This window comes from Blastococcus sp. SYSU D00868 (assembly GCF_054050575.1).
The window spans coordinates 261,207-281,929 of record NZ_JBJGZO010000001.1 but is presented as its reverse complement, the minus strand read 5'-3'; the positions used below and the strand labels follow the sequence as shown (position 1 = coordinate 281,929).

Sequence of the window (20,723 nt, the reverse complement as noted above, 5' to 3'; positions counted from 1 at the left end):
CTGCGGGGCCCCCTGCGCGTCACGTGACGCAACGACCGGGACGCCGGGGTTACCGGTCGCAGAGCTCGCGCATCTTCGCCACCGTCTTCAGCCGGTTCTCCCGGCTGTCGTCCAGCGGCTGTAGCGCCAGCGTGGTGACGCCGGCCTCCGCGAACGCGGCGATCCGCTCGGCCACGTACCCCTCGGGGCCGATGAGCGAGACCGCCCGCACCAGTTCCTCGGGGAGCGCCGCCGCGGCCTCGTCCTTGCGGCCCGACAGGTAGAGGTCCTGCACGGTCTCCGCGGCGTCGGCGAACCCGTAGCGGCGGGCCAGGTCGTTGTAGAAGTTCTTGCCCCGCGCACCCATGCCGCCGACGTAGAGGGCCAGGTGCGGCCGCACCAGGTCGTGCAGCCCGTCGACGTCCTCGCCGATCGCCACCGGGACCCCGGTGACGACCTGCAGCTCACCGAGCGAGGGGTCCCGTTTGGCCCTGCCGGCCGCGAGGGCCTCGCCCCAGACGTCGGCGGCCCGCTCGGGCATGAACCAGATGGGCTCCCACGCCTCGGCGATCTCGGCGGCGAGCTCGACGTTCTTCGGCCCGAGCGCGGCCAGCATGACCGGCACCCGCTTCCGCACGGGCGTGTTGATGAGCTTGAGCGGCTTGCCCAGGCCGGTGCCCTGGTCGGCCGGCAGCGGGATCGTGTACTTCTGCCCGGCGTGCTCCAGCCGCTCCCGCCGCCACACCGTGCGGCAGATCTCGACGATCTCCCGCGTGCGCTGCAGCGGCGCGTCGTAGGGGACGCCGTGCCAGCCCTCGATCACCTGCGGCCCGGAGGCGCCCAGGCCGAGGGTGAACCGGCCGTCGGAGACGAAGTCGAGGCCCGCCGCGGTCATCGCCAGCAGCGCCGGGGTGCGGCTGTAGATGGGGAAGATCGCGCTGAGCAGCTCGACGCGCTCGGTGACCGCGGCGAGGTAGCCCAGCTGGCTCACCGAGTCGAAGGTGTAGACCTCGGCGACCGTCGCCACGTCGAGCCCGGCGGCCTCGAGGTCGCGGATCTCCGCGGCGGTCTCGCGGAAGCCCCCGCTGTAGCTGGCCTGGATGCCGATGCGCACGTGCCCTCCCGGGGTCGTCGGCGCCCTCGTCGGCGCCGGGGAGGACCGTATCGGCGCGCTCTCAGAGCGGCCGGACCACCCCGACCACCTGGGTCACCACGCGCACGCCGTCGACGTCGCTGGGCACGCGCCGGGCGGCCCCCGGGTCGGCGAGGTCCACCTTGACCACGTAGCCGGACCCGCGGCGGGCGAGGCCGATGCCGACCACCTCCGGCACCGCCGAGAGCTGCTGGCTCAGGGCGCTCTTCGCGGCGCGGGCGGAGGCTCGGTCGGACACCCCTCCATGGTGCGCCACTCCCGGCTCCGGGGACAGGCCCCGGAGGGGTCAGATCGCGCCGGACAGCCACTCCGCGCCGAGGACGTCGAGCACCGTGGCCAGCGGACTGGCGAAGGTGACCCCGCCGCCCTGCGCCCCGCCGACGTCGCTGCCGGCGAACAGCAGCGCCAGGGGCGTGCGGTCGCTGCTGCGCCAGATGACCGAGCCGCTGTCCCCGCCGGCGCTGAACGCCCCGGCGGTCCCCTCGATCTCGACCTGCCCGTCGAAGGTGTGCACGGCGTCGTCGTACTGCACCGCGACGCCGTCGACCTCCACCGCGGTCACCCGCCCGCGGGTGTGCCCTGTGGTGCGGCCGACCTTCTCCACGAGCTCGTCCGGGTCCACCTCCTCGCCGGTGGCCGGCGTGGCCCCCAGCGGCCCGCCCGGGTACGCGCCGGGGTCGGCCTCCACCCCCTCGTCGAGCGCGGCCACCGCGGCGTCGACGAGGTTCGCGCCGTCGGTGAACCGCTCGAACGCGGTGAGGGTGGCCACGCGGTCGTCGGCGCGGCCGCCGTCGGCGGGGCCGGGCTGCAGCACCGGGTCCCCGGGGACGGCGGCGTCGCTGGCCGCGAGGACGTGGTTGTTCGACAGGATCGCGGGCCGCCCGCCGACCCGGACGAAGCCGCCGAGCGTCCCCGCGGTCACCGCGGGGTGGGCGACCGAGAGGCCGGGCCGCAGCGGCCGCACGCGCCGCTGCAGGTCCGCGGGCGCGACCGCGGGGGCGCCGGTGGGGGAGTGCAGCGCCCGGACCGGCCCGATGACCCGCACGTCCACCTCGGCGCGGACGGCGTCGGACACCCCGTCGAGCAGGATCGCGGCGTCGGCCGGCGTCGCGACGCGGATCGCCAGCCGCACCTGCCCCGGCACCAGCGGCGCGAGCCCCAGGGCCGGGCGGAACCACGCCCGCCCGGGCGCCAGCCCGTGGGCGCTCACCGGCCCGGTCCAGCCGGCCATCCGGGCCCCCAGCCGCGCCTTCAGCTCCCGCGCCGAGTCGACCTGCACCGTCCCCCCTCGCTCCCCGGCCCGTCGCCGAGGGTGTTCGTCCTGGCACCGACGGTAGGCCGCGGGTGCGACAGTCCGGGAGCTCCCGCCGGGCGGCCGCGCCCGGTACAGTCGCCGCCGACCCACCGTGCCGGCCGGTCCGGCGCCCGGGGAATGAACCGGCGGGCGGGGCGTTGGTACCGGTGGTCGCTGCTGTGAGCGGCGCCGCCTGGTCGACTTGGGGACCCGGTTTGCACCGGTCTCCGAGGCGCGGGTATCGTGGTCAGCCGTGCCCAGGGTGCCCTGGGCCTGCTCCCGTTCGCGGTGCGCTCGCCGACAGGTAGGTGGCGCCGAGTCGCGGGGGGCGACCGATCCGGTTGGCAACGCCGACCGGTCCCGGGAAGGGCGACACGCCCGACCGCGGGGACCGGTGGTGGACCACGGCCTGGACGGGCTCGACCCGAGCAGGACCGGCACCCGGCACGACAGAGACCGACCACAGCACGACCCAGCGCAGGTAGGAGATCCAGGCCCCCCATGCCCACGATCAACCAGCTGGTCCGCAAGGGCCGCGAGGACAAGGTCGAGAAGACCAAGACCCCGGCGCTGAAGGGTTCCCCTCAGCGCCGTGGCGTGTGCACCCGCGTGTACACGACGACGCCGAAGAAGCCGAACTCGGCGCTGCGGAAGGTCGCCCGCGTCCGCCTCACCAGTGGCATCGAGGTCACCGCCTACATCCCGGGCGTCGGCCACAACCTGCAGGAGCACTCGATGGTGCTCGTGCGCGGTGGTCGCGTGAAGGACCTCCCGGGTGTGCGCTACAAGATCATCCGCGGCTCGCTGGACACCCAGGGTGTCCGCAACCGCAAGCAGGCTCGCAGCCGGTACGGCGCGAAGAAGGAGAAGAGCTGACATGCCCCGCAAGGGTCCCGCTCCCCGCCGTCCGCTCGTCGCCGACCCGGTGTACCAGTCGCCGCTGGTCACCCAGCTGGTGAACAAGGTCCTGGTCGACGGCAAGCGCTCGGTCGCCGAGGCGATCGTCTACGGCGCCCTCGAGGGCTGCCGCGCCAAGACCGACACCGACCCGGTCGTCACGCTCAAGCGCGCGCTGGACAACGTCAAGCCGGCCCTCGAGGTCCGCAGCCGCCGTGTCGGTGGCGCGACCTACCAGGTCCCGGTCGAGGTCCGCGCCTCCCGCAGCACCACCCTCGGGCTGCGCTGGCTGATCCAGTACAGCCGGGCCCGCCGCGAGAAGACGATGACCGAGCGCCTGATGAACGAGCTGCTCGACGCGAGCAACGGTCTGGGAGCCGCGGTCAAGCGCCGCGAGGACACCCACAAGATGGCCGAGTCGAACAAGGCCTTCGCGCACTACCGCTGGTAGTCGCCCCCCGCTGGTGACACCCGTCCACCAGCACGCCGCGGCCCGTCCCGGGCCACCCCCGGGACGCCGACGCGGACCCAAGCACTGAGGAGTGGAAATGGCCGACAGCAAGGGCCAGCTCGCCAAGACCCGCAACATCGGGATCATGGCGCACATCGACGCCGGCAAGACCACGACGACCGAGCGCATCCTCTTCTACACCGGTATCAACTACAAGATCGGTGAGGTCCACGACGGCGCGGCCACGATGGACTGGATGGAGCAGGAGCAGGAGCGCGGCATCACCATCACGTCGGCCGCGACGAAGTGCACCTGGAACGACCACGACATCAACATCATCGACACCCCCGGGCACGTCGACTTCACCGTCGAGGTGGAGCGGTCCCTGCGGGTGCTCGACGGTGCGGTCGCGGTCTACGACGGCGTCGCCGGCGTCGAGCCGCAGACCGAGCAGGTGTGGCGGCAGGCGGAGAAGTACGGCGTCCCGCGCATGTGCTTCGTCAACAAGCTGGACCGCACCGGCGCGGACTTCTTCCGCTGCGTCGACATGATGGTCGAGCGGCTGGGCGCCAACCCGGCCGTGCTGCAGCTGCCGATCGGTGCCGAGGCCGACTTCATCGGCGTCGTCGACCTGGTCGGGATGCGCGCGCTCACCTGGCGCGGTGAGACCAAGATGGGCGAGGACTACGCCGTCGAGGAGATCCCCGCCGAGCTCGCCGACCAGGCCGCCGAGTACCGCGAGAAGCTGCTCGAGACCATCGCCGAGACCGACGACGACCTCATGGAGGCCTACCTCGGTGGCGAGGAGATCTCCGTCGAGCGCCTGAAGGCCGCGATCCGCAAGGCGACCATCGCCGCGCAGGTCAACCCGGTCCTCACCGGCACCGCGTTCAAGAACAAGGGCGTGCAGCCCCTGCTCGACGCCGTCGTCGACTACCTGCCCAGCCCGCTGGACATCGAGGCCATCATCGGGACCGCCCTCGACGGCGAGACCGAGGTCATCCGGCACGCCGACGAGGACGAGCCGTTCTCGGCGCTGGCGTTCAAGATCCAGACCGACCAGCACCTGGGCAAGCTGACCTACGTCCGCGTGTACTCCGGGAAGCTCTCCTCCGGTTCGCCGGTGCTCAACAGCACCAAGGACCGCAAGGAGCGGATCGGCAAGATCTACCAGATGCACGCCAACAAGCGCGAGGAGCGCGAGGGCGTGGGCGCCGGCCAGATCGTCGCCGTCGTCGGCCTGAAGCAGACGACCACGGGTGACACGCTCTCCGACCCGCAGAACCCCGTCATCCTCGAGTCGATGACCTTCCCCGCCCCGGTCATCTCGGTCGCCATCGAGCCGAAGACCAAGGGCGACCAGGAGAAGCTCGGCACCGCCATCCAGAAGCTCGCCGAGGAGGACCCGACCTTCCAGGTCCGCCTCGACGAGGAGACCGGCCAGACGGTCATCTCCGGCATGGGCGAGCTCCACCTGGAGATCCTCGTCGACCGCATGCGGCGCGAGTTCAAGGTCGAGGCCAACGTCGGCAAGCCGCAGGTGGCCTACCGCGAGACGATCCGCAAGGCCGTCGAGAAGGTCGACTACACGCACAAGAAGCAGACCGGTGGGTCGGGCCAGTTCGCGAAGGTCCAGGTCACCCTGGAGCCGCTGGAGATCAGCGGCGACTCGGCGACCTACGAGTTCGTGAACGCCGTCACCGGTGGTCGCATCCCGAAGGAGTACATCCCCTCGGTCGACCAGGGCATGCAGGACGCCATGCAGTACGGCATCCTCGCCGGCTACCCGATGGTCGGCGTCAAGGCCACCCTGATCGACGGCCAGTACCACGAGGTCGACTCCTCGGAGATGGCGTTCAAGATCGCCGGCTCGATGGTCTTCAAGGAGGCCGCCCGCAAGGCCAGCCCGGCCCTGCTCGAGCCGATGATGGCCGTCGAGGTCGTCACGCCCGAGGACTACATGGGTGACGTCATCGGCGACCTGAACTCCCGGCGCGGCACCATCCAGGCGATGGAGGAGCGCTCCGGCGCCCGCGTCGTCCGGGCCCTGGTCCCGCTCTCGGAGATGTTCGGCTACGTGGGCGACCTGCGCAGCCGCACCCAGGGGCGGGCGAGCTACACCATGGTGTTCGACTCGTACGCCGAGGTCCCGCAGAACGTCGCCAAGGAGATCATCGCCAAGGCGACCGGCGAGTAACCGAGACCGACCCCGCCGGCGGGCGAGCCAGCCCGCCGGCCCCAGCAAGCCCACCCCAGAGTTCGCGCACGACAGCGACACCACGAGGAGAGGAACCCAGTGGCCAAGGCCAAGTTCGAGCGGACCAAGCCGCACGTCAACATCGGCACCATCGGGCACATCGACCACGGCAAGACGACGCTGACCGCGGCGATCACCAAGGTCCTGCACGACAAGTACCCGGACCTCAACGAGGCGTCGGCCTTCGACCAGATCGACAAGGCGCCCGAGGAGAAGGCCCGCGGCATCACGATCTCGATCGCCCACGTCGAGTACCAGACGGAGAACCGTCACTACGCGCACGTCGACTGCCCCGGGCACGCCGACTACATCAAGAACATGATCACGGGTGCGGCGCAGATGGACGGCGCCATCCTCGTGGTCGCCGCCACCGACGGCCCGATGCCGCAGACCAAGGAGCACGTCCTCCTGGCCCGCCAGGTCGGCGTCCCCTACATCGTCGTGGCGCTCAACAAGGCCGACATGGTCGACGACGAGGAGATCCTCGAGCTCGTCGAGCTGGAGGTCCGTGAGCTGCTGTCCGAGTACGAGTTCCCGGGCGACGACGTCCCCGTGGTCCGCGTCTCGGCGCTCAAGGCCCTCGAGGGCGACGCCGAGTGGGGCGACCGCCTCATGGAGCTGATGAACGCCGTCGACACCGCGATCCCGGAGCCGGAGCGCGACATCGACAAGCCGTTCCTCATGCCCGTCGAGGACGTCTTCACCATCACCGGCCGCGGCACCGTCGTGACCGGTCGCGTGGAGCGCGGCATCGTCAAGGTGTCGGAGGAGGTCGAGATCGTCGGCATCCGCCCGTCCTCGACCAAGACCACCGTCACCGGCGTCGAGATGTTCCGCAAGCTGCTCGACCAGGGCCAGGCCGGTGACAACGTCGGTCTGCTCCTGCGCGGCATCAAGCGCGAGGACGTCGAGCGCGGCCAGGTCGTCGTGAAGCCGGGTTCCATCACCCCGCACACGAACTTCGAGGCCTCGGTCTTCATCCTCTCCAAGGACGAGGGTGGCCGGCACACGCCGTTCTTCAACAACTACCGTCCGCAGTTCTACTTCCGGACGACGGACGTGACGGGCGTCGTGACCCTGCCCGCCGGCACCGAGATGGTCATGCCCGGCGACAACACCGAGATGACGGTCGAGCTGATCCAGCCGATCGCCATGGAGGAGGGCCTGAAGTTCGCCATCCGCGAGGGTGGCCGGACCGTGGGCGCCGGTCGCGTCACCAAGATCCTCAAGTAACACCCCGCGGACGGGCGGCGGCCGGATCGGCCGCCGCCCGTCTCCCGGGTCCGGACTCGGATCCGGACCCACGGGGCCCGCACCCGGGCCTCCCACAGACATTCACGATCGGCAGGAGCGAGAACAGGCGATGGCGGGACAGAAGATCCGCATCCGGCTGAAGGCCTACGACCACGAGGCCATCGACGCCTCGGCGCGGCGCATCGTGGACACGGTGACGAAGACCGGAGCGCGCGTCGTCGGCCCGGTGCCGCTGCCGACGGAGAAGAACGTGTACTGCGTCATCCGGTCCCCGCACAAGTACAAGGACTCGCGGGAGCACTTCGAGATGCGCACGCACAAGCGGCTCATCGACATCCTCGACCCGACGCCGAAGACGGTCGACGCGCTCATGCGCATCGACCTGCCGGCCTCGGTCGACGTCAACATCCAGTAAGGGGGAGTCATGGCGAGCAACTTCCGCGGGCTCCTCGGCGAGAAGCTGGGCATGACCCAGGTCTTCGACGAGAACAACCGCATCGTGCCGGTGACCGTCGTCAAGGCGGGGCCGTGCGTGGTCACCCAGGTGCGCACCCCCGAGGTCGACGGCTACTCGGCCGTCCAGCTCGGCTTCGGTGAGATCGACCCGCGCAAGGTCAACAAGCCCGAGGGTGGCCACTTCGCCAAGGCCGGCGTGACGCCGCGCCGCCACGTGGTGGAGCTGCGCACCAACGACGCCTCCACCTACACCGTCGGCCAGGAGCTGACGGCCGAGGTGTTCGACGGCGTCGCCAAGGTCGACGTCATCGGCACCAGCAAGGGCAAGGGCACCGCGGGTGTCATGAAGCGGCACGGCTTCAAGGGCCTCGGCGCCGCGCACGGCACCCAGCGCAAGCACCGGTCGCCCGGTTCCATCGGCGGGGCCTCGACCCCGGGCCGCGTCTTCAAGGGTCTGCGCATGGCCGGCCGCATGGGCGCGGTCAAGACGACGACGCTCTCGCTGGCGGTCCACAAGGTGGACACCGAGCGCGGGCTGCTGCTGATCAAGGGCGCGATCCCCGGTCCGAAGGGCGGCCTCGTGCTCGTCCGCTCGGCCGTCAAGGGCGGCCCCGTGGGGAGTGACACGAAGTGACCCAGTCCACCGAGGCGCGGGCCGACCGTCAGGTCGACGTCCGCACGCCGGCGGGGGAGACCTCCGGCAGCGTGACGCTGCCCGGTGAGCTCTTCGACGCCAACGCCAACGTCTCGCTCATGCACCAGGTCGTGGTGGCCCAGCTGGCCGCCGCGCGCCAGGGCACGCACGCGACCAAGACGCGCGGCAAGGTCAGCGGCGGTGGCGTGAAGCCCTACCGCCAGAAGGGCACCGGCCGCGCCCGCCAGGGCTCGATCCGCGCGCCGCAGTTCACCGGCGGTGGCACGGTCCACGGCCCGCAGCCGCGCGACTACACCCAGCGGACCCCGAAGAAGATGAAGGCCGCCGCCCTGCGTGGTGCCCTCTCCGACCGGGCCCGCGAGGACCGCGTGCACGTCGTCACCACCTTCGTCGAGGGCGACGCCCCGAAGACGAAGGAGGCGCTCAAGGCGCTGGACGCCGTGACGCAGGCCAAGCGGGTGCTCGTGGTCCTCGACCGCGACGACGTCCTCAACTGGATCAGCCTGCGCAACGAGCCCCGGGTGCACCTGCTCGAGGCCGGCCAGCTGAACACCTACGACGTGCTGCTCGCCGACGAGGTCGTCTTCACCGAGGCCGCGCTCGCCGAGTTCGTCGCGGGCCCGGCGCGCGGCTCGGTCAAGCCCGACCTGTCGACGCACGAGACGCCGGGCGGCGTCCCGTCCATCGCCCCGGCCGAGGGCGAGGGCACCGTCGAGGTGTCCGGCTCCGCCGGTGCCGCGTCGGTCGCCGCCCCGAAGCGGGCCGTGCCGGCCGACGACCCGGCGCCGGCCACCCCGGCCGAGGCCGCCTCGGCCCCGGCCGAGCAGGCCGAGGCCGCCAACGCCGGCCCGGACGCCACCGCGCCCAGCGAGGACGGCACCACCGACACGACCGCGGAGGAGAAGGCGTGACCTTCCACGACCCCCGGGACGTCCTGCTCGCGCCGGTCATCTCGGAGAAGAGCTACGGGCTCCTGGACGAGAACCAGTACACGTTCCTGGTCCACCCGGACGCCAACAAGACGCAGATCAAGATCGCCGTGGCGCAGGTCTTCAACGTGAAGGTCCTCGACGTCAACACGATCAACCGTCAGGGCAAGAAGAAGCGCAGCCGGGGCAACCGGATGGGCAAGCGCCCCGACACCAAGCGCGCCATCGTCTCGCTCGCCCCCGGCGACCGCATCGAGATCTTCGGTGGTCCCGGCGCCTGACGCGCCGGACCGTTTCGGACCAGAGATATAGAGGACTGAGTCAGCAATGGCTATCCGCAAGTACAAGCCGACGACGCCGGGCCGCCGCGGCTCCAGCGTCGCCGACTTCGCCGAGGTCACCCGCGACCATCCCGAGAAGTCGCTGGTCCGGCCGCTGCACGGCCGTGGCGGGCGCAACGTGCACGGGAAGGTCACCGCTCGCCACCAGGGCGGCGGTCACAAGCGCGCCTACCGCGTGATCGACTTCCGCCGGGCCGACAAGGACGGTGTGCCGGCCAAGGTCGCGCACATCGAGTACGACCCGAACCGGACGTCGCGCATCGCGCTGCTCCACTTCGCCGACGGCGAGAAGCGCTACATCATCGCGCCGGCCCGCCTCAAGCAGGGCGACACGGTGGAGTGCGGCCCCTCGGCCGACATCAAGCCGGGCAACAACCTGCCGCTGCGGAACATCCCCGTCGGCACCGTCGTTCACGCCATCGAGCTCCGTCCCGGTGGCGGCGCGAAGATCGCCCGGTCGGCGGGGACCAGCGTCCAGCTGGTCGCCCGTGAGGGCCGGTTCGCCCAGCTGCGCATGCCGTCGGGCGAGATCCGCAACGTCGACGTGCGCTGCCGCGCGACCGTCGGCGAGGTGGGCAACGCCGAGCAGTCGAACATCAACTGGGGCAAGGCCGGCCGCATGCGGTGGAAGGGCAAGCGCCCGACCGTCCGCGGTGTCGCCATGAACCCGGTCGACCACCCGCACGGTGGTGGTGAGGGCAAGACCTCCGGTGGTCGCCACCCGGTGAACCCGAAGGGCAAGCCCGAGGGCCGCACGCGCAAGCGCAAGGCCTCGGACTCCATGATCGTGCGCCGCCGGCGTACCAACAAGAAGCGCTGAGCGGGTAGAGGAGCTCGACAGACATGCCACGCAGCCTGAAGAAGGGCCCGTTCGTCGACGACCACCTGCTCGCCAAGGTGGACGCCCAGAACGAGAAGGGCACCAAGAACGTCATCCGCACCTGGTCGCGGCGCTCGACGATCATCCCCGACATGCTCGGGCACACGATCGCCGTGCACGACGGCCGCAAGCACGTCCCGGTCTTCGTGACCGAGTCGATGGTCGGGCACAAGCTCGGCGAGTTCGCGCCCACCCGGACCTTCCGTGGGCACGTCAAGGACGACCGCCGGTCGCGGCGCGGCTGACGGCGAGGAGAGACTCGAATGACTTCCCAGTTGGGGCAGGAGACGCCGGTCGCCCGGGCCACCGCCCGGTTCGTCCGCGTCACCCCCATGAAGGCACGCCGGGTGGTGGACCTGATCCGCTACCTGCCGACCGACGAGGCCCTGGCCCTGCTGCGCTTCGCGCCGCAGGCCGCCAGTGAGCCGGTCGCCAAGGTGGTGGCCAGCGCCGTCGCCAACGCCGAGCACAACCTGCAGCTCGACCGCAACGCGCTGGTCGTCAGCGCCGCGTTCGTCGACGAGGGCCCGACGCTGAAGCGGATCCGTCCGCGCGCCCAGGGCCGGGCGTTCCGCATCAACAAGCGGACCAGCCACATCACCGTCGAGGTGAGCGAGGTCGCCGCGAGCGCCGAGCTCGCCCAGAAGTCGCGCAAGGCGCGCCGGGACACCGGCCAGTCCGGTCCCGCGACCCAGCAGAAGAGCAACACGAGGGGAGGGACCCGCTAGTGGGTCAGAAGGTCAACCCGCACGGGTTCCGGCTCGGGATCACCACCGACTACAAGTCCCGGTGGTACGCGGACAAGCTGTACAAGGACTACGTCAAGGAAGACGTGGCCATCCGCAAGCTCATGAGCAAGGGCATGGAGCGCGCCGGCATCTCCAAGGTGGAGATCGAGCGCACCCGTGACCGGGTCCGCGTCGACATCCACACCGCCCGGCCGGGCATCGTCATCGGCCGCCGCGGCGCCGAGGCCGACCGCATCCGCGGTGAGCTGGAGAAGCTGACCGGCAAGCAGGTGCAGCTGAACATCCTCGAGGTGAAGAACCCCGAGGCCGACGCGCAGCTCGTCGCCCAGGGCGTCGCCGAGCAGCTGTCCAGCCGCGTCAGCTTCCGCCGCGCCATGCGCAAGGCCATGCAGTCGGCCCAGCGCAGCCCGCAGGTCAAGGGCATCCGGGTGCAGTGCTCCGGTCGCCTCGGCGGCACGGAGATGAGCCGGTCGGAGTTCTACCGCGAGGGCCGGGTGCCGCTGCACACGCTCCGCGCGAACATCGACTACGGCATCTACGAGGCCCGCACCACCTTCGGCCGCATCGGCGTCAAGGTGTGGATCTACAAGGGTGACGTGAGCGGCTCCCGCGCCGAGCGCGAGGCCCTCGAGGCCCTGGCCGCCCGCCAGCAGCGCCGCGAGCGCGCGCAGCGCCCGCAGCGTCGGTCCGGCTCCAGCGGCACCACCGCCGGTGGCACCGAGGCCGGCCGCGCGGCCGCCGAGTCGACCGGGCCGGTGGACACCACCGAGGCCGTCGTCGCGCAGACCTCCGGCGAGGCCCCGGAGACCACGGTCGCCGAGCTGGCCGGTCCGGAGGCCACCGCGGCCGCCGAGACGACCGCCACCGAGAACACGGAGAGCTGAGCCATGCTCATCCCACGGCGCGTCAAGCACCGCAAGCAGCACCACCCGAGCCGGTCCGGCCGGGCCAAGGGCGGCACCGCGATCAACTTCGGTGACTACGCCATCCAGGCCCTGGAGCCGGCGTACGTGACCAACCGGCAGATCGAGTCCGCCCGTATCGCCATGACGCGGCACATCCGCCGTGGCGGCAAGGTGTGGATCTCGATCTACCCGGACCGCCCGCTCACCAAGAAGCCGGCCGAGACCCGCATGGGCTCCGGCAAGGGCTCGCCCGAGTGGTGGGTCGCCAACGTGAAGCCGGGCCGGGTGCTCTTCGAGCTCTCCGGTGTGGCCGAGCCGGTCGCCCGCGAGGCCATGCGCCGCGCGATCCACAAGCTGCCCATGAAGTGCCGCTTCATCACGCGTGAAGGAGAGGTGTGATGGCCGCCGGTCTGACCGCTCCGGAGCTGCGCGAGCTCTCGGTCGACGAGCTCGCCTCGCGGCTGCGCGAGTCCAAGGAAGAACTGTTCAACCTGCGGTTCCAGGTGGCCACCGGCCAGCTGGACAACAACCGGCGGCTGCAGACCGTCCGCCGCGACATCGCGCGGATCTACACGATCATGCGTGAGCGCGAGCTGGGCCTGTCGGTCGCCCCGAACGAGGGTGTGGCATGAGCGAGAGCCAGTCGGCGACCGCCAACGACGCGACGGCGACCGGCCCCGGTCTGGCCGGCCGTGGCTACCGCAAGGTCCGTGAGGGCCTCGTGGTCAGCGACAAGATGGAGAAGACCATCGTCGTCGAGGTCGAGGACCGCGTGAAGCACGGCCTCTACGGCAAGGTCATCCGCCGGACGAGCAAGCTGAAGGCGCACGACGAGCAGGGGGTCGCCGGCATCGGCGACCGCGTGCAGATCATGGAGACCCGGCCCACGTCGGCCACCAAGCGGTGGCGGCTGGTCGAGGTCCTCGAGAAGGCCAAGTAGTCGCACCACCGTGGCCGGGTCCCGTCGCGAGGCGGGCCCGGCCGACCGGCCCTCCGGGGCCGTGTCCGGAGCAGGTACTCTGGACGACTGGCGCCCCCTCGGGTGCGCGCCGCATCCCGGTACCCCGCGCGACGGTGAGCACCGGCGGCCCAGCCGCCGGTGCGTCCGCACGTGGGTACCGGACAGCCGGTTCACCGTTCCGGCCCGGCTGTCACCACTGAGATCTGGGAGTAAGAGACGTGATCCAGCAGGAGTCGCGACTTCGGGTCGCCGACAACACGGGTGCCAAGGAGATCCTCTGCATCCGTGTCCTCGGCGGATCCGGGCGACGCTACGCGGGCATCGGTGACGTCATCGTCGCCACCGTGAAGGACGCGCTGCCGGGTGCCGGTGTGAAGAAGGGCGACGTGGTCAAGGCCGTCGTCGTCCGCACCGTGAAGGAGCGCCGTCGTCCGGACGGCTCCTACATCCGCTTCGACGAGAACGCCGCCGTCATCATCCGCGACAGCGGCGACCCGCGCGGCACGCGCATCTTCGGCCCCGTCGGCCGGGAGCTGCGCGACAAGCGCTTCATGCGGATCATCTCGCTCGCTCCGGAGGTGCTGTGAGCATGGCTGCCCACAAGAACGACCCCGGCACCAAGAAGGCGCCGTCGATGAAGGTCAAGAAGGGCGACACCGTCGTCGTGCTGTCCGGCAAGGACAAGGGCGCGAAGGGCCGGGTCATCGCCGCCTACCCGCAGACGCAGAAGGTGCTCGTCGAGGGCGTGGGCCGGGTCAAGAAGCACACCCGGGTCAGCTCGAACCAGCGCGGCGCGCAGCAGGGCGGGATCGTCACCCAGGAGGCTCCCATCCACGTGAGCAACGTGATGGTGATCGACTCCGAGGACAAGCCGACCCGGGTCGGTTACCGCAAGGACGAGGAAGGCCGCAGCATCCGGGTCTCGCGGCGCACCGGTAAGGACCTGTGAGCTTCATGAGCGCACCCACCCGTGAGCTGCCCCGCATCCTGGCCCGGTACCGCGAGGAGATCGTGCCGGCGCTGCAGTCGGAGTTCGGCTACGAGAACGTCATGCAGATCCCGCGGCTGACCAAGATCGTCGTCAACATGGGCGTCGGCGAGGCCACCCGCGACGCCAAGCTGATGGACGGCGCGGTCCGCGACCTCACCGCGATCACCGGCCAGAAGCCGGCCGTCGTCCGCGCCCGCAAGTCCATCGCGCAGTTCAAGCTGCGCGAGGGCATGCCGATCGGCGCGAAGGTGACCCTCCGCGGCGACCGCATGTGGGAGTTCCTGGACCGGCTGCTGTCGCTGGCCCTGCCCCGCATCCGTGACTTCCGCGGCCTGAACGCCAAGCAGTTCGACGGCCACGGCAACTACACGTTCGGCCTGACCGAGCAGTCGATGTTCCGCGAGATCGACGTCGACAAGATCGACCGGCCGCGCGGCATGGACATCACGCTGGTCACCACCGCCACCAACGACGACGAGGGTCGCGAGCTGCTCCGCCTGCTCGGCTTCCCCTTCGCCGGCCAGCCCGTCGTCCCGACGACCCGCTGAGCCCGGGCCTTCGAGAGAGGTACAGGAGACCGAGATGGCCAAGAAGGCCCTGATCAACAAGGCGGCCCGCAAGCCGAAGTTCGCGGTCCGCGGCTACACCCGCTGCCAGCGCTGCGGCCGCCCGCACTCCGTCTTCCGCAAGTTCGGCCTCTGCCGGATCTGCCTGCGGGAGATGGCGCACGCGGGCGAGCTCCCCGGCGTGAGCAAGTCCAGCTGGTGAAGGACCCCGGTGCCCCCCACAGCACGCTCCGCGCGCTGCGGGTCCCTGCACCGGGGCCGTTCCGGACTCACCCGAGTCCGCCGGCGCACCATCCGTAGCACCACCGATCGCCGAGAGGCCCACGCGAGGTCCGCGTGCGGAACCGCGGCGAGAGAGGCACGACACCCATGACGATGACCGACCCGATCGCGGACATGCTCACGCGCATCCGCAACGCCAACCAGGCGTACCACGACTCGACGACGATGCCGTCCTCCAAGCTGAAGACGCACATCGCCGAGATCCTCCAGCAGGAGGGGTACATCGCCGGCTGGAAGGTCAACGAGGTCGAGAAGGACGGCGCCACCCGCAAGGAGCTGGTCGTCGACCTCAAGTACGGCCCCAACCGTGAGCGCAGCATCGCCGGTGTCCGGCGGGTGTCGAAGCCGGGCCTGCGGGTCTATGCGAAGTCCAACGCGCTGCCGAAGGTGCTCGGCGGCCTCGGGGTGGCGATCATCTCCACCTCGACCGGCCTGCTCACCGACCGCCAGGCGAACAAGAAGGGCGTGGGCGGGGAAGTCCTCGCCTACGTCTGGTAAGAGGAGCGAGCAGAGATGTCACGGATCGGACGACTCCCGATTCCGGTGCCCGGTGGCGTGGACATCGCCATCGAGGGCCAGACCGTCAACGTGAAGGGCCCCAAGGGGACCCTGTCCCACACCGTCGCGGCGCCGATCACGGTGTCCCGCGGTGAGGACGGCACGCTGCAGGTGGCCCGGCCGGACGACGAGCGGGAGAGCCGCGCCCTGCACGGGCTGTCGCGCACCCTCATCGCCAACATGATCACCGGCGTCACCGAGGGGTACACGAAGACCCTCGAGATCGTCGGCGTCGGTTACCGGGTCCAGGCCCGCGGGTCGGACCTGGAGTTCGCCCTCGGGTTCAGCCACCCGGTTCCCGTCAAGGCGCCGGAGGGCATCACGTTCACCGTCGAGTCACCGACCCGCCTGCGGGTGGCCGGCATCGACAAGCAGCAGGTGGGCCAGGTCGCGGCCAACATCCGCAAGCTGCGTCGCCCCGACCCGTACAAGGGCAAGGGCGTGCGCTACCAGGGTGAGGTCGTCAAGCGCAAGGTCGGGAAGACGGGTAAGTGATGGCACAGACCGAGAAGGCCGCTCGGGTGCACACCCCGGTCGGCACCGACATCAGCACCGCGCGCCGGGTCTCCCGGCTGCGGCGGCACAACCGGCTGCGCAAGCGGGTCTCCGGCACGCCGGAGCGCCCGCGCCTGGTGGTCAAGCGCAGCTCGCGCCACATCCACGCGCAGGTCGTGGACGACACCGTGGGCCACACCCTGGTCAGCGCCTCCACGCTGGACGCCAGCCTGCGCAGCGCCGAGGGCGACAAGTCCGCCCTGGCCCGCCAGGTGGGCGCCCTCGTGGCCGAGCGGGCCAAGGCCGCGGGCATCACCGCGGTGGTGTTCGACCGCGGCGGCAACCGCTACCAGGGCCGGATCGCCGCGCTCGCCGACGGCGCGCGCGAGGGTGGTCTGGACTTCTGATGACGAGCACGCACATCGAGATCGAGAGGGACGTCTGATGCCAGGACCACAGCGACGCGGCGGCGGCGCCGGCGGCGGTAACGACCGCCGCGACCGTCGTGACGGCGGCCGGGGGCCGGGCGGCGCTCCTGCCGAGAAGAGCAACTACATCGAGCGCGTGGTGGCCATCAACCGCGTGTCCAAGGTCGTCAAGGGTGGTCGGCGCTTCAGCTTCACCGCCCTGGTGATCGTGGGCGACGGCGACGGCACCGTGGGCGTCGGCTACGGCAAGGCCAAGGAGGTGCCCGCGGCGATCGCCAAGGGCGTCGAGGAGGCCAAGAAGCACTTCTACAAGGTGCCGCGCATCGCCAGCACCATCCCGCACCCCGTGCAGGGTGAGGCGGCGGCCGGCGTCGTGCTCCTCAAGCCGGCCAGCCCCGGTACCGGTGTCATCGCCGGTGGCCCGGTGCGCGCCGTCCTGGAGTGCGCCGGCATCCACGACGTGCTGTCGAAGAGCCTCGGCTCCTCGAACCCGATCAACATCGTCCACGCGACCATGCAGGCGCTGAAGGACCTCGTGCGTCCCGAGGAGATCGCGGCGCGCCGCGGTCTGCCCCTCGAGGACGTCGCCCCGGCCGCCATGCTGCGGGCGCGTGCGGGTCAGGGGGTCTGACATGGCTCAGCTGAAGGTCACCCAGATCCGGTCGGCGATCGGCACGAAGCCCAACCAGCGGCAGACGCTGCGCTCGCTGGGCCTCAAGCGGATCAACGACTCGGTCGTGCAGGAGGACCGTCCCGAGATCCGCGGGATGGTCGCCACGGTGCCGCACCTGGTCACCGTCGAAGAGATCTGAGCAGGGACTCACCATGACTCTCAAGGTCCACCACCTGCGCCCGGCCAAGGGCGCCCACACCCCCAAGACCCGCGTGGGTCGCGGCGAGGGCTCCAAGGGCAAGACGGCCGGCCGCGGGACCAAGGGCACCGGCGCGCGCGGCAACACCTCCGCGCGCTTCGAGGGCGGGCAGACGCCGCTGCACATGCGGCTGCCCAAGCTGTCGGGCTTCAAGAACCCGAACAAGGTCGTCTTCCAGGTCGTCAACCTCGACCGGATCGCGGCGCTGTTCCCGCAGGGCGGCACCGTCGACGCCGACGCGCTGGTCGAGGCGGGCGCCGTCCGCCGCGGCCAGCCGGTCAAGGTGCTCGGCACCGGCGACCTCGGCGGCATCGCGGTGGACGTGCACGCGCACGCCTTCTCCTCGTCCGCCGTGGAGAAGATCGCCGCCGCCGGGGGCAGCACCACCCTCGTCTGACGAGCCGATGACCCCCGGGGCGCACCTCCTGACGGGAGGTGTGCGCCCCGGGGGTCGTCTGCTGCCCGGCCCCCGCCTCGTCTCCGGTCCGTCCGGAGCCGGCGCCCGCCCGCGAGCGCTGCGGAGAGCGGGGACCTCCGATTGCTAACCTCACACGACCGACTCGGGGAGGGCACGTGCTGCAGGCGTTCGCCGCGGCGTTCCGGACGCCAGACCTCCGGCGCAAGATCCTGTTCTCCCTGGGGATCATCGCCGTCTACCGGCTGGGGGCCGCGGTCCCCGGCCCCGGTGTCTCCGTCGAGGCCATCAACAACTGCCTCGAGCTCGCCCAGGCCTCCGACCAGCGCGACGTCTACTCGCTGGTCAACCTGTTCTCCGGCGGCGCGCTGCTCCGGTTGTCGGTCTTCGCGCTCGGCATCATGCCGTACATCACGGCGAGCATCATCGTGCAGCTGCTCGTCGTGGTCATCCCGCGGTTCGAGCAGCTGAAGAAGGAGGGGCAGGCGGGCCAGCAGAAGCTGACCCAGTACACCCGCTACCTCACGATCGCGCTCGCCGTCCTGCAGAGCACCGGCATCATCGCCCTGGCGCGCAGCGGCCAGCTCTTCCCGAACTGCGCGGAACAGATCATCCCGTCCGACTCCATCTGGACGACCGTCATCCTGGTCATCGCGCTGACCGCCGGCACGGCCGTGATCATGTGGCTCGGCGAGCTGCTCACCGAGAAGGGGATCGGCAACGGCATGTCCGTGCTGATCTTCACCTCCATCGCGGCCCGCATCCCCGCCGAGGGCGGCTCGATCCTGCAGACCCGCGGCGGCGTCGTCTTCACCCTGATCTGCCTCCTCGCCGTGGTGATCATCGCCTCGGTGGTCTACGTCGAACAGGCCCAGCGCCGGATCCCGGTGCAGTACGCCAAGCGGATGGTCGGCCGCCGCATGTACGGCGGGACGTCGACCTACCTGCCGCTGAAGGTGAACCAGGCCGGCGTCATCCCGGTCATCTTCGCCTCGTCGCTGCTGTACCTCCCGCAGCTCATCACGCAGCTGCAGGGCGACGAGACGGGCCCGGTCCGACGGTTCTTCGAGAACTACGTCATCGACCAGAGCAGCTGGGCGCACATCGCGATCTACTTCGGCCTGATCGTGTTCTTCACGTACTTCTACGTGTCGATCACGTTCAACCCGGAGGAGCGCGCCGACGACATGAAGCGCTACGGCGGCTTCATCCCCGGCATCCGGCCCGGGCGCCCGACGGCGGAGTACCTGCAGTACGTGCTGTCCCGCATCACCCTCCCCGGCTCGATCTACCTGGGGCTCGTGGCAGTCTTGCCCAACCTGTTCCTCTCGGTGACGCAGGAGGGGCAGAACCAGAACTTCCCGTTCGGCGGGACCGCGGTGCTCATCATGGTCGGAGTGGGGTTGGAGACGGTGAAGCAGATCGAGACGCAACTCAACCAGCGCAACTACGAAGGGTTCCTGAAGTAGTGCGCGTCGTCCTGCTCGGCCCTCCCGGCGCGGGCAAGGGGACCCAGGCGCAGTTCATCGCCGCGGAGCTGGGCGCGCCCGCCATCTCCACCGGCGACATCTTCCGCGCCAACGTCAGCGGGCGGACCGAGCTGGGCATGAAGGCCAAGGCCTTCATGGACGCCGGCGACCTGGTGCCCGACGAGATCACCGTCGCGATGGTGCGCGACCGGCTCGGCGAGCCCGACGCCAAGGCCGGCTTCCTGCTCGACGGGTTCCCCCGGACCATCGCGCAGGCCGAGCAGCTGCGGGCGTCGCTGGCCGAGCTCGGCCACGGCCTCGACCGCGTGCTCGAGCTCGTCGTGGACGAGGACGAGCTGGTGCGCCGGCTCTCCGGCCGCCGGGTGCTCGTCGACGGCGAGTGGGTGCAGCGCGACGACGACAAGCCCGAGACCGTGCGGCACCGCCTGCAGGTCTACCGGGAACAGACCGCGCCGCTGTCGGGGTTCTACGAGGGCGAGGGGCTGCTGGCCCGCATCGACGCCATCGGCAGCGTCGAGGAGGTCACCGCGCGGGCCCTGCGGGCACTCGGGCGGACCCCCGGCGCGGTCGGGCAGCAGGACGCCGAGTAGGCGCACGGCAGACCATGTCGGCCGGGATCCTCACCCGCCTGCCCCTCCTGGCGAAGTGGAGTGGACGGATGATCCAGATCAAGACCCCGCACGAGCTCGAGCTCATGCGGGCGGCCGGCCTCGTCGTGGCCCGGGCGCTCGGGGCCGTGCGCGCCGCGGTGCGTCCCGGCGTCACCACCGGTGAGCTCGACGCCATCGCCGAGGACACGATCCGCAGCGCCGGCGCCATCCCGTCCTTCCTGGGCTACCACGGCTTCACCGGCAGCATCTGCGCGTCGATCAACGACGAGATCGTGCACGGGATCCCGAACCCGGCGCGGGCGCTCGCCGAGGGCGACAACATCTCGATCGACTGCGGGGCGATCCTCGACGGCTGGCACGGCGACTCCGCCGTGACGGTGACCGTGGGGGAGCCCTCGGCCGAGGACGCCGCCCTCATGGCGGTGACCGAGCGGTCGATGTGGGCGGGGCTGGCGGCGGCCGTGGCCGGCAACCGGCTCACCGACATCAGCCACGCGGTCGAGCAGGTCATCGCCGCCGAGGCGCACCCCTACGGGATCGTCGACCACTACGGCGGGCACGGCATCGGCACCGAGATGCACCAGGACCCGCACGTGCTCAACTACGGCCGCCCCGGCCGGGGCCCGCGGCTGGTCCCCGGACTGGCGCTGGCCATCGAGCCGATGGTCACGGTCGGCGACCCCGCGACCGTGGAGCTCGAGGACGGCTGGACCGTCGTCACCAAGGACGGGTCCCGCGCCGCCCACTTCGAGCACACGGTCGCCGTCACCCCCGAGGGCCCGTGGGTCCTCACCGCGGAGGACGGCGGCGTGGCCGGCCTGGCCCCGTTCGGGATCACCCCGCGCCAGTAGCAC

31 protein-coding genes are annotated in these 20,723 nt (G+C 71.0%); 28 read left to right on the top strand and 3 right to left on the bottom strand.

Annotation, left to right across the window (positions count from 1 at the left end):
* Positions 1 to 49: 49 nt before the first annotated feature.
* The 3 genes from ACI79F_RS01445 to ACI79F_RS01435 all read right to left on the bottom strand — a co-directional run bounded on the left by ACI79F_RS01445 (position 50) and on the right by ACI79F_RS01435 (position 2,411).
* Complete coding sequence (locus ACI79F_RS01445; protein ID WP_456546223.1) at positions 50 to 1,093, bottom strand: LLM class F420-dependent oxidoreductase; 1,044 nt, start codon at positions 1,091 to 1,093, stop codon at positions 50 to 52.
* Between the two features lie 61 nt (positions 1,094 to 1,154).
* Positions 1,155 to 1,370 carry a hypothetical protein gene (locus tag ACI79F_RS01440; RefSeq protein ID WP_456546222.1) on the bottom strand — a complete coding sequence of 72 codons (216 nt, stop codon included), beginning with the start codon at positions 1,368 to 1,370 and terminating at the stop codon, positions 1,155 to 1,157.
* Between the two features lie 48 nt (positions 1,371 to 1,418).
* A complete protein-coding gene (locus tag ACI79F_RS01435; RefSeq protein WP_456546221.1) occupies positions 1,419 to 2,411 on the bottom strand; it encodes a hypothetical protein in 993 nt (330 codons plus the stop codon).
* 516 nt (positions 2,412 to 2,927) lie between these two features.
* Between ACI79F_RS01435 and rpsL the strand changes: the two genes are divergently transcribed.
* From rpsL to map, 28 genes are all read left to right on the top strand, one after another.
* A complete protein-coding gene (rpsL, locus tag ACI79F_RS01430; protein ID WP_012950487.1) occupies positions 2,928 to 3,302 on the top strand; it encodes a 30S ribosomal protein S12 in 375 nt (124 codons plus the stop codon).
* A gap of 1 nt (position 3,303) precedes the next feature.
* Positions 3,304 to 3,774, top strand: a complete 471-nt coding sequence (gene rpsG, locus ACI79F_RS01425; protein ID WP_091213426.1) for a 30S ribosomal protein S7 — start codon at positions 3,304 to 3,306, stop codon at positions 3,772 to 3,774.
* A 97-nt stretch (positions 3,775 to 3,871) separates the two neighbouring features.
* The gene (fusA, locus tag ACI79F_RS01420; RefSeq protein ID WP_456546220.1) at positions 3,872 to 5,971 is read left to right on the top strand and encodes an elongation factor G; all 2,100 of its coding nucleotides are present in this window, start codon (positions 3,872 to 3,874) and stop codon (positions 5,969 to 5,971) included.
* A gap of 99 nt (positions 5,972 to 6,070) precedes the next feature.
* Positions 6,071 to 7,264: an elongation factor Tu gene (gene tuf, locus ACI79F_RS01415; RefSeq protein ID WP_456546219.1), complete on the top strand. Its 1,194-nt coding sequence runs from the start codon at positions 6,071 to 6,073 to the stop codon at positions 7,262 to 7,264.
* Between the two features lie 130 nt (positions 7,265 to 7,394).
* The gene (gene rpsJ, locus ACI79F_RS01410) at positions 7,395 to 7,700 is read left to right on the top strand and encodes a 30S ribosomal protein S10 (RefSeq protein ID WP_014742859.1); all 306 of its coding nucleotides are present in this window, start codon (positions 7,395 to 7,397) and stop codon (positions 7,698 to 7,700) included.
* 9 nt (positions 7,701 to 7,709) lie between these two features.
* The gene (gene rplC, locus ACI79F_RS01405) at positions 7,710 to 8,375 is read left to right on the top strand and encodes a 50S ribosomal protein L3 (protein WP_456546218.1); all 666 of its coding nucleotides are present in this window, start codon (positions 7,710 to 7,712) and stop codon (positions 8,373 to 8,375) included.
* Positions 8,372 to 9,307: a 50S ribosomal protein L4 gene (rplD, locus tag ACI79F_RS01400; RefSeq protein WP_456546217.1), complete on the top strand. Its 936-nt coding sequence runs from the start codon at positions 8,372 to 8,374 to the stop codon at positions 9,305 to 9,307. The genes rplC and rplD overlap by 4 nt, the downstream gene beginning before the upstream one ends.
* Positions 9,304 to 9,606 carry a 50S ribosomal protein L23 gene (gene rplW / locus ACI79F_RS01395; protein ID WP_113838249.1) on the top strand — a complete coding sequence of 101 codons (303 nt, stop codon included), beginning with the start codon at positions 9,304 to 9,306 and terminating at the stop codon, positions 9,604 to 9,606. The genes rplD and rplW overlap by 4 nt, the downstream gene beginning before the upstream one ends.
* Positions 9,607 to 9,652: 46 nt before the next feature.
* Complete coding sequence (rplB, locus tag ACI79F_RS01390; protein ID WP_456546216.1) at positions 9,653 to 10,486, top strand: 50S ribosomal protein L2; 834 nt, start codon at positions 9,653 to 9,655, stop codon at positions 10,484 to 10,486.
* Positions 10,487 to 10,509: 23 nt separating this feature from the next.
* Positions 10,510 to 10,791 carry a 30S ribosomal protein S19 gene (gene rpsS / locus ACI79F_RS01385; protein ID WP_456546215.1) on the top strand — a complete coding sequence of 94 codons (282 nt, stop codon included), beginning with the start codon at positions 10,510 to 10,512 and terminating at the stop codon, positions 10,789 to 10,791.
* 18 nt (positions 10,792 to 10,809) lie between these two features.
* Positions 10,810 to 11,274 (top strand): 50S ribosomal protein L22, encoded by a 465-nt coding sequence (rplV, locus tag ACI79F_RS01380; RefSeq protein ID WP_456546214.1) that lies wholly within the window; start codon positions 10,810 to 10,812, stop codon positions 11,272 to 11,274.
* Positions 11,274 to 12,179, top strand: coding sequence for a 30S ribosomal protein S3 (gene rpsC, locus ACI79F_RS01375; protein WP_456546213.1), 906 nt, complete (start codon positions 11,274 to 11,276; stop codon positions 12,177 to 12,179). The genes rplV and rpsC overlap by 1 nt, the downstream gene beginning before the upstream one ends.
* A 3-nt stretch (positions 12,180 to 12,182) precedes the next feature.
* Complete coding sequence (gene rplP, locus ACI79F_RS01370; RefSeq protein WP_409328739.1) at positions 12,183 to 12,599, top strand: 50S ribosomal protein L16; 417 nt, start codon at positions 12,183 to 12,185, stop codon at positions 12,597 to 12,599.
* Complete coding sequence (rpmC, locus tag ACI79F_RS01365; RefSeq protein WP_091929105.1) at positions 12,599 to 12,832, top strand: 50S ribosomal protein L29; 234 nt, start codon at positions 12,599 to 12,601, stop codon at positions 12,830 to 12,832. The genes rplP and rpmC overlap by 1 nt, the downstream gene beginning before the upstream one ends.
* Positions 12,829 to 13,140, top strand: a complete 312-nt coding sequence (gene rpsQ / locus ACI79F_RS01360; RefSeq protein ID WP_456546212.1) for a 30S ribosomal protein S17 — start codon at positions 12,829 to 12,831, stop codon at positions 13,138 to 13,140. Before rpmC ends, rpsQ begins: the two co-directional genes overlap by 4 nt.
* A gap of 239 nt (positions 13,141 to 13,379) precedes the next feature.
* Positions 13,380 to 13,748, top strand: coding sequence for a 50S ribosomal protein L14 (rplN, locus tag ACI79F_RS01355; RefSeq protein WP_029433456.1), 369 nt, complete (start codon positions 13,380 to 13,382; stop codon positions 13,746 to 13,748).
* 2 nt (positions 13,749 to 13,750) lie between these two features.
* Positions 13,751 to 14,110, top strand: coding sequence for a 50S ribosomal protein L24 (rplX, locus tag ACI79F_RS01350; RefSeq protein ID WP_456546211.1), 360 nt, complete (start codon positions 13,751 to 13,753; stop codon positions 14,108 to 14,110).
* A 5-nt stretch (positions 14,111 to 14,115) separates the two neighbouring features.
* Complete coding sequence (rplE, locus tag ACI79F_RS01345; protein WP_456546210.1) at positions 14,116 to 14,700, top strand: 50S ribosomal protein L5; 585 nt, start codon at positions 14,116 to 14,118, stop codon at positions 14,698 to 14,700.
* A 34-nt stretch (positions 14,701 to 14,734) separates the two neighbouring features.
* On the top strand, positions 14,735 to 14,920 hold the full coding sequence (locus tag ACI79F_RS01340; protein WP_012950469.1) for a type Z 30S ribosomal protein S14: 186 nt from the start codon (positions 14,735 to 14,737) through the stop codon (positions 14,918 to 14,920).
* A 173-nt stretch (positions 14,921 to 15,093) separates the two neighbouring features.
* A complete protein-coding gene (gene rpsH / locus ACI79F_RS01335) occupies positions 15,094 to 15,498 on the top strand; it encodes a 30S ribosomal protein S8 (RefSeq protein ID WP_456546209.1) in 405 nt (134 codons plus the stop codon).
* A 15-nt stretch (positions 15,499 to 15,513) separates the two neighbouring features.
* Positions 15,514 to 16,053 carry a 50S ribosomal protein L6 gene (gene rplF, locus ACI79F_RS01330; RefSeq protein WP_456546208.1) on the top strand — a complete coding sequence of 180 codons (540 nt, stop codon included), beginning with the start codon at positions 15,514 to 15,516 and terminating at the stop codon, positions 16,051 to 16,053.
* Positions 16,053 to 16,460: a 50S ribosomal protein L18 gene (gene rplR / locus ACI79F_RS01325; protein WP_456546207.1), complete on the top strand. Its 408-nt coding sequence runs from the start codon at positions 16,053 to 16,055 to the stop codon at positions 16,458 to 16,460. The genes rplF and rplR overlap by 1 nt, the downstream gene beginning before the upstream one ends.
* Before the next feature lie 37 nt (positions 16,461 to 16,497).
* Positions 16,498 to 17,112, top strand: a complete 615-nt coding sequence (rpsE, locus tag ACI79F_RS01320) for a 30S ribosomal protein S5 (protein ID WP_026857030.1) — start codon at positions 16,498 to 16,500, stop codon at positions 17,110 to 17,112.
* 1 nt (position 17,113) lies between these two features.
* A complete protein-coding gene (gene rpmD / locus ACI79F_RS01315) occupies positions 17,114 to 17,293 on the top strand; it encodes a 50S ribosomal protein L30 (protein ID WP_409328745.1) in 180 nt (59 codons plus the stop codon).
* A 13-nt stretch (positions 17,294 to 17,306) separates the two neighbouring features.
* The gene (gene rplO, locus ACI79F_RS01310; RefSeq protein WP_456546206.1) at positions 17,307 to 17,750 is read left to right on the top strand and encodes a 50S ribosomal protein L15; all 444 of its coding nucleotides are present in this window, start codon (positions 17,307 to 17,309) and stop codon (positions 17,748 to 17,750) included.
* Positions 17,751 to 17,926: 176 nt separating this feature from the next.
* Entirely contained in the window at positions 17,927 to 19,237 is a 1,311-nt protein-coding gene (secY, locus tag ACI79F_RS01305) for a preprotein translocase subunit SecY (protein ID WP_456546205.1), read from the top strand.
* Positions 19,237 to 19,848 (top strand): adenylate kinase, encoded by a 612-nt coding sequence (locus ACI79F_RS01300; protein WP_456546204.1) that lies wholly within the window; start codon positions 19,237 to 19,239, stop codon positions 19,846 to 19,848. The genes secY and ACI79F_RS01300 overlap by 1 nt, the downstream gene beginning before the upstream one ends.
* A 68-nt stretch (positions 19,849 to 19,916) precedes the next feature.
* On the top strand, positions 19,917 to 20,720 hold the full coding sequence (gene map / locus ACI79F_RS01295) for a type I methionyl aminopeptidase (protein WP_456546203.1): 804 nt from the start codon (positions 19,917 to 19,919) through the stop codon (positions 20,718 to 20,720).
* Positions 20,721 to 20,723 lie beyond the last annotated feature (3 nt).